The following is a 12260-nucleotide window of genomic DNA, read 5'->3' on the forward strand; positions in this document are numbered from 1 at the left end:
GGAGCCGACGACGAGCCGGGGCACGCCGACCCACCGGGAGAGCCCCGTGTTCCTCAGCCCGCACGAGCAGGACCGCCTGCTCGTCCACGTCGCGGCCGATGTCGCCCGCGCCCGCCGCGAACGCGGCCTGCGCCTCAACTACCCCGAAGCCGTCGCGGTGATCACCGCGTTCCTCCTCGAAGGGGCCCGCGACGGGCGGTCGGTGGTCGACCTGATGTCCGCCGGCCGGGCGGTTCTCGGTCGCGACGACGTCCAGGACGGCATCCCCGAGCTGCTGAGGGAGGTGCAGGTGGAGGCGACGTTCCCGGACGGCACCAAGCTCGTGACGGTGCACCACCCGATCCCGTGATCCCCGGGGAGATCCTGCCGGCGGCGGACCCGGTCGAGATCAACGTGGGTCGTCCGGTGACCACACTGCTCGTGGTCAACACCGCCGACCGCCCGGTGCAGGTCGGCTCGCACTACCACTTCGCCGAAGCCAACCCGGCGCTGTCGTTCGACAGGGGCGCGGCCTGGGGCCAACGGCTCGCCGTTCCGGCCGGTACCTCCGTCCGGTTCGAGCCGGGCATCAACCGCAGCGTCGACCTCGTGCCACTCGGCGGCGCACGCGTCGTGCCGGGCCTGCGCGCAGAGTGCGCGGGACCGCTGGACCCGTCGCCGCACGCGGTCACGGCCGACGGGTCGCCGCGGTGAGCGCCGTGCGGCGGGACCGCTACATCGACCTGTACGGCCCGACGACCGGTGACCGGATCCGACTGGCCGACACCAACCTGCTGATCGAGGTGGAGACCGACCACTGCGTGGGCGGCGACGAGGCCGTCTTCGGCGGTGGGAAGGTGATCCGCGAGTCGATGGGACAGTCCCGTGCCACCCGCGCCGAGGGGGCACTGGACACCGTCATCACCGGCGCGGTGGTGCTCGACCACTGGGGAGTGGTCAAGGCCGACGTGGGGCTGCGCGACGGGCGCATCGTGGCCCTCGGCCGGGCCGGTAACCCGGACACCATGCCCGGTGTCCACCCCGACCTGGTCATCGGCCCGTCGACCGAGGTGATCGCGGGCAACGGGCGGATCCTCACCGCCGGCGCTGTCGACACCCACGTGCACTTCATCTGCCCGCAGATCGTCACCGAGGCACTGGCCAGCGGCATCACCACGATGGTCGGCGGCGGCACCGGGCCGGCCGAGGGGACCCGCGCGACAACCGTCACCCCGAACGCCTGGCACCTGGCCCGGATGCACGAGGCGCTGGACACCATGCCGGTCAACGTGCTGCTGCTCGGCAAGGGCAACACCGTCTCCAGCGAGGCCCTGTGGGAACAACTGCGGGCCGGTGCGGGCGGTTTCAAGCTGCACGAGGACTGGGGCACCACACCGGCGGCGATCGACGCCTGCCTGCGGGTGGCGGACGCCTCCGGGGTCCAGGTGTCGATCCACACGGACACGCTCAACGAGGCCGGCTTCGTCGCCGACACCCTGCGGGCGATCGGTGGACGGGCTATCCACTCGTACCACACCGAGGGAGCCGGTGGCGGGCACGCACCGGACATCATCACCGTGGCCAGCGAACCGAACGTGCTGCCGTCGTCGACCAACCCGACCCGGCCGTACACCGACAACACCCTGGCCGAGCACCTGGACATGTTGATGGTCTGCCACCATCTCAACCCGTCGGTGCCGGAGGACCTGGCCTTCGCCGAGAGCCGGATCCGACCGTCCACGATGGCCGCCGAGGACCTGCTGCACGACCTCGGCGCGATCTCGATCATCGGTTCCGACTCGCAGGCGATGGGCCGGGTCGGCGAGGTGATCACGCGGACCTGGCAGAGCGCCCACGTGATGAAGGACCGGGTCGGCGCGCTGCCGGGCGACGGGCCCGCCGACAACCACCGGGCCCGACGGTACGTGGCGAAGTACACCATCTGCGCCGCGATGGCCAACGGGCTGGAACGGGAGGTCGGCTCGGTCGAACCGGGCAAGCTCGCCGACCTGGTGCTCTGGGACCCGGCGTTCTTCGGCGTCCGGCCGCTGCTGGTGATCAAGGGCGGCATGATCGCGTACGCCCAGATGGGCGACGCCAACGCCTCGATCCCGACACCGCAGCCGATGCTGCCCCGGCCGATGTTCGGGGCGTACGGCGCGGCGGCGGCCGCCACCAGCCTGGCCTTCGTGGCCCCGGCGGCGCTGGACGCCGGGCTCCGCCTGGACGTGCGTCGTCGGGTGGTGCCGGTGAGTGACGTACGGTCGCGGGGCAAGGCCGACCTGCCGGAGAACAACGCGATGCCGCGCATCGAGGTGGACCCGGACACCTTCACGGTACGGATCGACGGGCAGGTGGTGGAGCCGGACCCGGTGACCCGGCTGCCGATGGCCCAGCGGTACTTCCTGTTCTGATGGCGACGCCGAGCCTGCTGTTGTTGTTGGCCGACGGGCGCTTCCCGGCCGGGGCGCACGCGCACTCCGGTGGTCTGGAGGCGGCCGTCGCCGCCGGCCGGGTCACAGACCTGGCGTCGTTGGAGGCGTTCCTGGCCGGGCGACTGGCCACCGCCGGTCTGGTCGGCGCGGCGTTCGCGGCGGCCGCACACCGGGTGGCGATGCCCGAGACGATCGGCTCGGCGCACCCGGCCCGGTCCGCCCGACCGTCGGACGCGCCGGCTGAGTCCGCCGCTCGGTCGCGGGCGCTGGCTCGGCTCGACGCGGAGCTGGACGCGCGTACCGCCGCCCCGGCGTTACGGGCGGTCTCGCGCCGACAGGGCCGGGCGTTGCTGCGTGCCGGCCGGACCATCTGGCCGGACGCCCCGTTCGCCGATCTGCCCGCGACGCCCGGTGGGGCACACCAACCGCTGGTGCTCGGGCTGCTCTGCGCCGCGGCCGGGCTGTCCCGCGTCGAGACCGCCACGATCGCCGCGTACGGGACGCTGACCGGGGCGGCCAGCGCCGGCGTACGTCTGCTCGGCCTCGACCCGTACCAGGTCCAGGCCCTGCTGGTCGGCTTGGCCGACGCCTGCGACGGCACGGCCGCCGACGCGGCGCGGGCCGCCGACGACCCACCGGAGCGGCTGCCGGCCGCCGCCGCTCCACTGGCCGACATTCATGCCGAAATCCATGCCACCTGGGAGGTGCGTCTCTTTGCGTCCTGACACCGTTGTGCCGAGCGCTGTGCCCGCCGTCGAACCGATCACTCCGTCGGCGGCCACGCCGCCAGCGGCCATACCACCCCATGACGAGACCGTTCCGCACACCCATCCGGAGCCGGGGGTGGACCCCCATCCGCCGTTGGCGCGTGCCGGCCGTGCCCTGCGGGTCGGCATCGGCGGACCGGTCGGTTCCGGTAAGACGGCCCTGGTGGCCGCGCTCTGCCGTGCCTTCGCCGACGAGTTGCGGCTCGGCGTGGTGACAAACGACATCTACACGACCGAGGACGCCGACTTCCTCCGGCGGGCCGGCGTGCTGGACCCGGCCCGGATCCGCGCGGTGGAGACCGGTTGCTGCCCGCACACGGCGATCCGCGACGACATCGGCGCCAACCTGGACGCCGTTGACGAGTTGGCCGAGGCGGTCGGCCCGCTGGACCTCGTCCTGGTGGAGAGCGGTGGGGACAACCTGACCGCGACCTTCAGCCGGGGGCTGGTCGACCGGCAGATCTTCGTGGTCGACGTGGCGGGCGGGGACAAGGTGCCCCGCAAGGGCGGGCCGGGGGTCACCGCCGCCGACCTTCTCGTGATCAACAAGACCGACCTGGCGCCGATGGTGGGTGCCGACCTCGCCGTCATGGATCGAGACGCGCGGGCCCGGCGCGGCGACCTCCCGACCCTCTTCCTGTCCATCGTGGGAGACCCCACGGCAACGTCGGTCGCGGACTGGATCCGGCACGAGTTGACCCACCACGCCGCCCTGCACCCGCTGGCCGTGCCGGTCGGCCCGGCCTGATGCGAGCGCTCGCTCGGCTGGTCGCCCGGGCCGACGGTCGGGGCGGTACGGCCCTGGTCGAGCTGCACGGCGAAACGCCGTTGCTGCTGCGCCAGACCCCGACCGACGGTGGTGTCGCCACTGTGCACCTCGTCGGCGGGGCGGCCGGACCACTCGCCGGAGACGATCTGCGCCTGGAGATCGAGGTCGGGCCGGGCGCGGCCGTCCGGGTGCACAGCGTCGCCGCGTCGATCGCCCTGCCGGGTCGCGCGGGTGCCGTCTCCCGGATGGCGGTGCGGGCGGTGGTGCACGCCGACGCCACCCTGCACTGGCTTCCGGAACAGTTGGTCGCGGCGGCCGGCTGCGCGCACCTCGCCGAGTCCCGGATCGAGCTGGCCGCCGGCGCGAGCCTGCGGTGGCGCGACGAGCTGATCTGCGGCCGGTACGGCGAGGCGCCCGGCGGCGCCGTCGTACACACCCGGGTCGACTACGCGGGTCGACCACTGCTGCGTCAGTCCCTCGCGGTGGGACCGCAAGCGCCGGGCTGGGCCGGCCCGGCGGTCCTTGGCGGCGCCCCGGCCACCGGATCGCTGCTGGTGGTCGACCCCTCGCGACCCGCCGAACCGCCAACGGCCGAGGGTAGCGTCGCCCGGCTGCCATTGGCCGGCGGCCCCGCCACACTGTGGACGGCCACCGCTCCCGACGCGCACACCCTGCGCACCCACCTAACGATCTAGGAGCCGCTACCGGGCCGAGTGCCGGTCCTGCCGGTCCTGCCGGTCCTGCCGGTCCTGCCGGTCCTGCCGGTCCTGCCGGTCCTGCCGGTCCTGCCGGTCCTGCCGGTCCTGCTGGGCCTGCCGGTCCTGCTGGGCCTCCTGGTCCTCCTGGTCTTGCTGGTCTTGGCGCAATGCCGTCTTGGCCCTGCGCGACGCCACCATGGCCCGTGTGCCCCGCGGCGGCCGAGCGGGGATTGGCCTCGACCGCCGAGACCGTTTCCGAGGCCAGGTTTGGTGCAGAGCACGACGGTGCCGGCCGGCGGACACTCCAGAGAGCGTGATGTCTGTGAGTCATCACGATGACTCACAGACATCACGCTTCCTGCCGTGTGGGGCGGGAGGTCGGGCCGCGCTCACGGCCGTGCCGAACGAACCGCGAGCCCGAACGCCCCGCGAGCCCGAACGCCCGGAGCCCGAACGTCCGCGAGCCCGAACGCCCCGCGAGCCCGAACGCCCCGCGAGCCCGAACGCCCGGAGCCCGAACGTCCGCAAGCCCGAACGCCCGGAGCCGAACGCCCGGAGCCGAACGCCCGGAGCCCGAGCGCCCGAACGCCCGGAGCCCGGAGCGGGGAGCCCGGAGCGGGAGCGGGGAAGGGGAAGGGGAGCGGGAAAGGGGTCAGCGGTGTGGGCCGGCCGCGTCGGCGTGCACTCGTTGCCGGGCCGGGTCGAGGCGGTCGATCAGGTCGTCGAGCTGGCGTACGAGGTTGGCGGCCGGGGGCGTGCCCGGCTCGCTGGTCTCCGCGACGCCCATCTCCGTGATGCCCAGTTCGGCGATGCTGGCTCGGACCCGCTCGTCCAGGCGGGCGTGCTCACGGCGGCCCCGAGCGGTCAGGTACGCCCGGATGCGTCGGCGGTCGATCGGATCGATCCGGCGGAAGACGAGGTTGCGGTCGACGAGTTGGTCGACCAGCTTGGTGAGGGTGCCCGGCGGCAGCGACGCCTCGGCGGACACCTCGCTCATCGGGTGGCCCTGGCCGTCGGCGAGCAGGCAGAGCACGCGCCACGCCTCGATGCTGATCGCGTCGTCGGCCAGAATGGCGCCCAGCCGGCGGGAGAGCAGCCGTTCGGCGCGGGTGAGCGAGCGCAGCAGGTCGGCTGGCATCCCGGGCACGTGTGACATGAAACTCCCTGGGCCGGTGGCCCTGTCATGGTAGCGAGTCGTCCCGGTCAGTGGTGAACGCTGGTCTTCCGTCGTGGGCCGGGCAATCATGTGCTCATGTCCGCGCCGGCACCGCCGTGGCTGACCGTCGACCGTGCCGTGGTCAGCATCGCGCTGGTCTATCCGATGCGCGGGCCGGCCGGCATGTTCGGCCCCACCTGTGAGCTTTGCGCGCAGCTCGCGGTCGAGGAGATCAATCGGTGCGGTGGCGTGCTGGGCCGGGAGGTTCGCCTGGTGCCGGTCGACGGTGGCGCACCGCCGGCAGAGGTGGCCGCCGAGGTCGAGGCGTTGGTGTCGGTGGGGGCCGTGCAGGGAGTGACGGGGTGGCATATCTCCTCGGTGCGCCAGGCGTTGGCGCCCCGCGTCGCGCACCGGGTGCCGTACGTCTACACCGCACTCTACGAGGGCGGCGAACACACCGAAGGGGTCTTCCTGACCAGCGAGACGCCGGATGCCCAACTGTGGCCCGCGATGCGGCTCCTCGCCGGGGAACAGGGTGTGCGCCGCTGGTTCGTGGTCGGCAACGACTACGTGTGGCCGCGCCGTACGTCCCGGGCCGCCCAGCGGTACGCGCTGCGCGCCGGTGGGCAGGTGGTGGGCCGGCACTTCCTGCCGTTGGACGCGCACGACTTCACCGAGGTGTTGCGCCGCATCGAGCACAGTGACGCGGACGCCGTGTTGATGCTGCTGGTCGGTGCCGACGCGGTGCGGTTCAACCGCGCGTTCGCCCGATCCGGCCTGGACCAGCGCTGCCTGCGGCTGAGCACCCTGATGGACGAGAACATGCTGTTGGCCAGCGGCGCCGGCGCGACCCGGAGGCTGTACAGCACTGCGGGCTTCTTCGCCGGGCTGGTCACCCAGGAGAATCTCGACTTCCACGGCGAGTTCGCGCGGCGTTTCGGGGTGGAGGCGCCGCCGCTGGGCAGCCTGGGGGAGTCCTGCTACGAGGGCGTCATGCTGCTCGCCGCGCTGATCGGCCAGGCCCGCACCCTCGACGTGCGGGCCATCGAGACGGCCGCCGACACGGTCACCTATCAGGGGCCGCGTGGGCGGTTGCGGCTGCGTCAGCGGCACGTCCGGCAGCGCATCTACCTGGCCGAGGCCGACGGGCTCGACTTCACAGTGCTCGCCCAGCTCTGAACCGGGGGGGCAGTCAGCCCACCCGACCCTTGACAGCGCCACCCGATCCCGTCCTAAGATGCTTCCTGCGTGAAGTATCTGGCCACGGGGTCAGGTCTCACCATTGCGTGCCCACCGTTGGCGGATTCGTCCGCCAGCCATTGTGGTGGCACTTATTCTGCGTCTTTCCGAACGGCCGACACCGTTTCCTCCCCAACGGTGTCGGCCGATTTTCGTGCGCGCCTCGACGGCCCCTCGGAAACAGTCAATTAAGGACTGGGAAACACCGGCGCAATCATGCCGGTCGACGCTTTCGGTGCCCATAACCGATCCGGTGCCCTGCGCGACGTCCACCCGTCGACCTTGGCACCGCCCACGTCAGCTCCATCGGACCGCACCGACCGTCCTAACGCCACTTGAGTGCACCGCAGGGAGAGTAGATGTCATTATTCCGGGGCCGCCGCATCCTGGCGGGTGCCATGACCCTGGTCGCCGCGGCCGCGTTGACCGCGTGCGGCAGCAAGACCACCGACGAGGGCGGCGCGACCGGCGTCACCGCCGACGTCTCCGGCGACACCGTCAAGGTGGGCCTGCTCAACTCGCTCTCCGGGACCATGGCGATCAGCGAGGTCACCGTCCGCGACTCCATCATGCTCGCCGTCGAAGAGATCAACGCGGCCGGCGGTGTCCTCGGCAAGAAGATCCAGCCGGTCGGTGAGGACGGCGCCTCGGACTGGCCCACCTTCGCCGAGAAGGCCGAGAAGCTCATCTCCGAGGACCGGGTGGCCGCCGTCTTCGGCTGTTGGACGTCGGCCAGCCGCAAGGCGGTCAAGCCGGTGTTCGAGAAGAACAAGGCGTTGCTGTTCTACCCGGTGCAGTACGAGGGACTTGAGCAGTCGCCCTACATCTTCTACACCGGAGCGACGACCAACCAGCAGATCGTTCCCGGACTTGACTACCTCAAGTCGCAGGGCGCCAAGTCGGTCTATCTGGTCGGTAGCGACTACGTCTTTCCGCGAACCGCGAACAAAATCATCAAGGCGTACGCGGCCGCGAACGGGATGACAGTGCTGGGTGAGGATTACGCGCCGCTGGGCTCCACCGAGTTCGGCACCATCGTCAACAAGGTCAAGTCGTCCGGCGCGGACGCGGTGTTCAACACGCTCAACGGTGACAGCAACGTGGCCTTCTTCAAGGAGTACAAGTCGGCGGGTCTGAGCGCCGCCGCGATGCCGGTGGTGTCGGTGTCGATCGCCGAGGAAGAGGTAAAGGGCATCGGCACCCAGTACCTGGAGGGCCAGCTGACGGCCTGGAACTACTACCAGACCACGCCGGGCGCGGCGAACTCGAAGTTCGTGGCCGCGTACAAGGCGAAGTACGGCGCGGACAAGCCGACCAGCGACCCGATGGAGGCCGCGTACGTCAGCGTGCACCTGTGGAAGGCGATGGTCGAGAAGGCCGGGGCCTTCGATGTGGAGAAGGTCCGTTCCGCCTCGGACGGGATCACCTTCGACGCGCCGGAGGGTCTGGTCACCGTCGACGGCAAGACCCAGCACATCGCCAAGACCGCCCGGATCGGCAAGATCGGCGCGGACGGCCTGATCACCGAGGTGTGGAACTCCGGCAAGCCGGTCGCGCCGGACCCGTACCTCAAGACCTACCCGTGGGCGAGCGGCCTGAGCTGACGACGCCGGCCCGGGCGGAACGCGTTGCCGCGCGCTCCGCCCGGGCCACCCGACCAGCAGTTCGGAGTACCCACAGTGACAGTCCTCTTCGGTCAACTCTTCACCGGCATCAGCATCGGCGCGGTGCTGCTGCTCATCGCGCTCGGCCTCGCGCTGACCTTCGGCCAGATGAACGTGATCAACATGGCGCACGGTGAGTTCATCATGGCCGGCGCGTACACCACCTATGTCCTGCAACAGAGCATCACCGGCGCCGGCCTGTCGCTGGCGGTCGCGCTGCCGGTGGCGTTCGTGGTCGCCGGCACCATGGGTGTCCTGCTGGAGGTGCTGCTCATCCGCCGGCTCTACGCCCGGCCGCTGGACACCCTGCTGGTCACCTGGGGCGTGTCACTGATCTTGCAACAACTGGCCCGGGACATCTTCGGCAGCCCGAACGTGCAGACCCGCGCGCCCGAGCTGCTCACCGGCAACGTGGCGCTGCCCGGCGGGCTGACCATCGCCAACAACCGGCTGTTCATCCTGGCCCTGGCGCTGGCCGCCGTCGCGGCGCTCACCCTGGCGCTGCGACTCACCCCGCTCGGGCGTCGTATCCGCGCTGTGGTGCAGAACCGCGACCTCGCCGCCGTGTCCGGCATCGCCACCTCTCGGGTCGACCGGACGACCTTCTTCCTCGGCTCCGGCCTGGCCGGGCTCGCCGGGGTGGCCCTCACCCTGCTCGGCCCGATCGGCCCGACCATGGGCACCAACCTGATCATCGACGCCTTCCTGGTCGTCGTGGTCGGCGGGATCGGCCAACTCAAGGGCAGTGTGATCGTCGCCTTCGCCCTCGGCGTGCTCCAGGCCACCGGGGAGTACCTGACCACCCTCAGCGTCGCCAAGGTGATCGTGTTCGTGGCGATCGTCGCGTTCCTCCAGTGGCGGCCACAGGGCCTGTTCACCCTGCGGACCAGGAGCCTCGCATGACAGCCGTCACCCCCGCGCCACCCGACACCGCCGTCCGCCCGGCGCCCGCCGGCGCCGTACCACCGGGCCGCCCCGCCGGCCGCTCACGGATGCGGACGCTGGCCGGCTTCGCCTTCGGCGCGGCGCTGCTGTTCGCCGTCGCCCCGCTGGTGTTGTCGGACTTCCGGTTGGCGTTGCTGGCCAAGTACCTCTGCGTCGCCATGGTCGCGGTCGGCATCGGGATCGCCTGGGGCCGGGGTGGGATGCTCACGCTCGGCCAGGGTGTCTTCTTCGGCCTGGGCGGCTACGCGATGGCCATGCACCTCAAGCTCGCCGACGCGGGTCCGGGTGGGATGCCCGACTTCATGCAGCTGTACGGGCAACTCGACGAGCTGCCGCTGTGGTGGCGGCCGTTCGCCAGCCCGTGGTTCGCGTTGCCCGCCACGGTGCTGCTGCCGATGATCGTCGCCTTCGGGCTCGGCTCGCTGGTCTTCCGTCGCCGGGTCCGCGGCGCGTACTTCGCCATCCTCAGTCAGGCGCTCGCCGCCGCGATGGTGATCCTGCTGATCGGCCAGCAGGGCACCACGGGTGGCACCAACGGGCTCACCGACATCAAGGGCTTCTTCGGCTACGACCTGGACGACCCGGTCAACCAGCGGATGGTGTACTTCATCATCGCCGGGACGCTGCTGGCGTTGCTCGCACTGGCCCGCCAGCTCATCCACAGCCGCTACGGCGAGTTGCTGGTGGCGGTTCGCGACGGTGAGGAACGGGTCCGCTTCCTCGGCTACGACCCGGCGTCGGTCAAGCTGGTGGCGTACGTGGTGGCGGCGGGCATGGCCGGGCTGGCCGGTGCGCTGTTCGTGCCGGCGGTGGGCATCATCTCGCCCGCGCTGATCGGCATCGTCCCGTCGATCGAGTTCGTCATCGGCGTCGCGGTGGGCGGCCGGGCGACACTGCTCGGTCCGGTGCTCGGCGCGGTGGCGGTGGCCTGGGCGCGTACCGCCCTCTCCGAGCGTTTCCCGGGCACCTGGACGTACCTGCAGGGGTTGCTCTTCGTGGTCGTGGTGGCGTTCCTTCCCGGCGGCCTGGCGTCGCTGTGGGCCTTGGCCCGCCGCCGTGACGTCGACGCGCAGCCGCTGCGGCGCGGGCGGTTGTCGCTGGGCCGACGACGCGCCGAGCGGACGGAGGTACCGGCGGCATGAGCGGCGAGCGGTTGGACGGGTTGTCCGTCAGTGACGTGCGGGTCAGCTTCGACGGTTTCACCGCGGTGGACGGCGTCTCGTTGGAGGTGCCCGCCGGCGACATCCGGTTCCTGATCGGGCCGAACGGCGCCGGCAAGACCACACTGGTCGACGCGATCACCGGTCTGGTCCGGGCCACCGGTTCGGTCCGGTTCGGTGACGAGGAACTGCTCGGCCGGCCGGTGCACCGGATCAGCCGGCTCGGCATCGGGCGAACCTTCCAGACCTCGACGGTCTTCGAGGAGCTGTCGGTGTTGCAGAACCTCGACATCGCGGCGGGCGCCCGACGCAGCTGGGCGACACTGGCCCGCCGTCGCCGAGGTGTGCCCGACGAGATCGCCGCCGCGCTGGAGACCATTGGTCTGGCCGAGCGGGCCGCGGACCTCGCCGGGACGCTCGCACACGGCCAGAAGCAGTGGCTGGAGATCGGCATGCTGCTGGTGCAGGACGCGCGGTTGCTGTTGCTGGACGAGCCGGTCGCCGGGATGAGCCACGAGGAACGCGACGCCACCGGCGCTCTGCTGGAGTTGGTGAGCCGGGATCGCACTGTCGTCGTGATCGAGCACGACATGGACTTCCTGCGTCGTTTCGCGCGCAGCGTCACAGTGCTGCACGCCGGCCGGGTGCTCAGCGAGGGCACAGTCGCGCAGGTCCAGGCGGACCCGCGTGTGCAGGAGGTCTACCTTGGCCACCCGGTCGACGCCGGGTCGGCCCGTACCGGCCTGGAGGCATGATGCTGACGCTGCGCGGGGTGCACGCCGGGTACGGGCGTTCTCGGGTGCTGCACGGGGTCGATCTGGCGGTTCCGCCCGACGGGGTGGCCGCCGTGCTCGGGCACAACGGCGCTGGCAAGAGCACCCTGCTGCGGGTCGCGGCCGGGCTGCTGCGCCCGAGTGCCGGCACCGTCGAGCTGGACGGCGAGGACGTCACGCGCGCCGGACCGCACGAGCGGGTGGCGCGGGGGATGGCGTACGTCCCGCAGGGTCAGCAGTGCTTCCCGCACCTGACCGCGGCGGAGAATCTGCGGCTGGTCGCCGACGGTCGGCGCGACGGGGCGGTGGCCACCGCGGAGGTGCTGGATCTGTTTCCGGCGTTGCGCCAGTTGCTGCGGCGCCGGGCCGGGCTGCTCTCCGGCGGCCAGCGCCAGCAGTTGGCCATCGCCCGAGCTCTGATCACCCGGCCGAGGCTGCTGATGCTCGACGAGCCGACCGAGGGTATCCAGCCGTCGGTGGTCGCGGAGATCCAGGAGCGGATCGTCGAGTTGACCCGGCAGTCCGGGTTCAGCGTGCTCCTCGTCGAGCAGCACCTGGGCTTCGCGCTGCGGGTGGCGGACCGCTACCACGTGTTGGAGTCCGGTCGGGTCACCTCGCACGGCGACGGGGGCGTCACGGCCGAGCGGGAGGTCCGGGCGGCGTTGGCGGTGTGAT

14 protein-coding genes are annotated in these 12260 nt (G+C 71.5%); 12 read left to right on the forward strand and 2 right to left on the reverse strand.

What is annotated here, in order from left to right; all coding sequences use genetic code 11:
- Positions 1 to 46 precede the first annotated feature (46 nt).
- The 6 genes from OG992_RS03175 (at position 47) to OG992_RS03200 (ending at position 4645) form a co-directional block, all read left to right on the forward strand.
- The gene (locus OG992_RS03175; RefSeq protein WP_030335444.1) at positions 47 to 349 is read left to right on the forward strand and encodes an urease subunit gamma; all 303 of its coding nucleotides are present in this window, start codon (positions 47 to 49) and stop codon (positions 347 to 349) included.
- On the forward strand, positions 346 to 693 hold the full coding sequence (locus OG992_RS03180; protein ID WP_308193602.1) for an urease subunit beta: 348 nt from the start codon (positions 346 to 348) through the stop codon (positions 691 to 693). The genes OG992_RS03175 and OG992_RS03180 overlap by 4 nt, the downstream gene beginning before the upstream one ends.
- Positions 690 to 2393: an urease subunit alpha gene (locus tag OG992_RS03185; protein WP_266302292.1), complete on the forward strand. Its 1704-nt coding sequence runs from the start codon at positions 690 to 692 to the stop codon at positions 2391 to 2393. The genes OG992_RS03180 and OG992_RS03185 overlap by 4 nt, the downstream gene beginning before the upstream one ends.
- Positions 2393 to 3139: an urease accessory protein UreF gene (locus OG992_RS03190; protein WP_266302293.1), complete on the forward strand. Its 747-nt coding sequence runs from the start codon at positions 2393 to 2395 to the stop codon at positions 3137 to 3139. Before OG992_RS03185 ends, OG992_RS03190 begins: the two co-directional genes overlap by 1 nt.
- Positions 3140 to 3257: 118 nt before the next feature.
- Positions 3258 to 3929, forward strand: a complete 672-nt coding sequence (gene ureG, locus OG992_RS03195; protein ID WP_323181773.1) for an urease accessory protein UreG — start codon at positions 3258 to 3260, stop codon at positions 3927 to 3929.
- Entirely contained in the window at positions 3929 to 4645 is a 717-nt protein-coding gene (locus OG992_RS03200; protein WP_266302295.1) for an urease accessory protein UreD, read from the forward strand. The genes ureG and OG992_RS03200 overlap by 1 nt, the downstream gene beginning before the upstream one ends.
- Before the next feature lie 6 nt (positions 4646 to 4651).
- Here the strand turns inward: OG992_RS03200 and OG992_RS03205 are convergent, their stop codons facing one another.
- Both OG992_RS03205 and OG992_RS03210 read right to left on the reverse strand, forming a co-directional pair.
- A complete protein-coding gene (locus OG992_RS03205) occupies positions 4652 to 4843 on the reverse strand; it encodes a hypothetical protein (protein ID WP_266302296.1) in 192 nt (63 codons plus the stop codon).
- Between the two features lie 457 nt (positions 4844 to 5300).
- On the reverse strand, positions 5301 to 5804 hold the full coding sequence (locus tag OG992_RS03210; protein ID WP_266302297.1) for a MarR family winged helix-turn-helix transcriptional regulator: 504 nt from the start codon (positions 5802 to 5804) through the stop codon (positions 5301 to 5303).
- Positions 5805 to 5900: 96 nt separating this feature from the next.
- Between OG992_RS03210 and OG992_RS03215 the strand changes: the two genes are divergently transcribed.
- The 6 genes from OG992_RS03215 (at position 5901) to urtE (ending at position 12259) form a co-directional block, all read left to right on the forward strand.
- The gene (locus OG992_RS03215; protein WP_238682416.1) at positions 5901 to 6983 is read left to right on the forward strand and encodes a substrate-binding domain-containing protein; all 1083 of its coding nucleotides are present in this window, start codon (positions 5901 to 5903) and stop codon (positions 6981 to 6983) included.
- Between the two features lie 419 nt (positions 6984 to 7402).
- Positions 7403 to 8647, forward strand: coding sequence for an urea ABC transporter substrate-binding protein (gene urtA / locus OG992_RS03220; RefSeq protein ID WP_238682415.1), 1245 nt, complete (start codon positions 7403 to 7405; stop codon positions 8645 to 8647).
- Between the two features lie 75 nt (positions 8648 to 8722).
- Positions 8723 to 9610 (forward strand): urea ABC transporter permease subunit UrtB, encoded by an 888-nt coding sequence (gene urtB / locus OG992_RS03225; RefSeq protein ID WP_112605839.1) that lies wholly within the window; start codon positions 8723 to 8725, stop codon positions 9608 to 9610.
- On the forward strand, positions 9607 to 10794 hold the full coding sequence (gene urtC / locus OG992_RS03230) for an urea ABC transporter permease subunit UrtC (protein WP_266302298.1): 1188 nt from the start codon (positions 9607 to 9609) through the stop codon (positions 10792 to 10794). The genes urtB and urtC overlap by 4 nt, the downstream gene beginning before the upstream one ends.
- Positions 10791 to 11567 (forward strand): urea ABC transporter ATP-binding protein UrtD, encoded by a 777-nt coding sequence (urtD, locus tag OG992_RS03235; RefSeq protein WP_238682412.1) that lies wholly within the window; start codon positions 10791 to 10793, stop codon positions 11565 to 11567. The genes urtC and urtD overlap by 4 nt, the downstream gene beginning before the upstream one ends.
- Complete coding sequence (urtE, locus tag OG992_RS03240) at positions 11567 to 12259, forward strand: urea ABC transporter ATP-binding subunit UrtE (protein ID WP_238682411.1); 693 nt, start codon at positions 11567 to 11569, stop codon at positions 12257 to 12259. Before urtD ends, urtE begins: the two co-directional genes overlap by 1 nt.
- The last annotated feature ends 1 nt before the right edge of the window (position 12260 follow it).

The organism is Micromonospora sp. NBC_00362 (assembly GCF_026342155.1).
In the GTDB taxonomy this organism is placed as follows: Bacteria; Actinomycetota; Actinomycetes; order Mycobacteriales; family Micromonosporaceae; genus Micromonospora; species Micromonospora hortensis.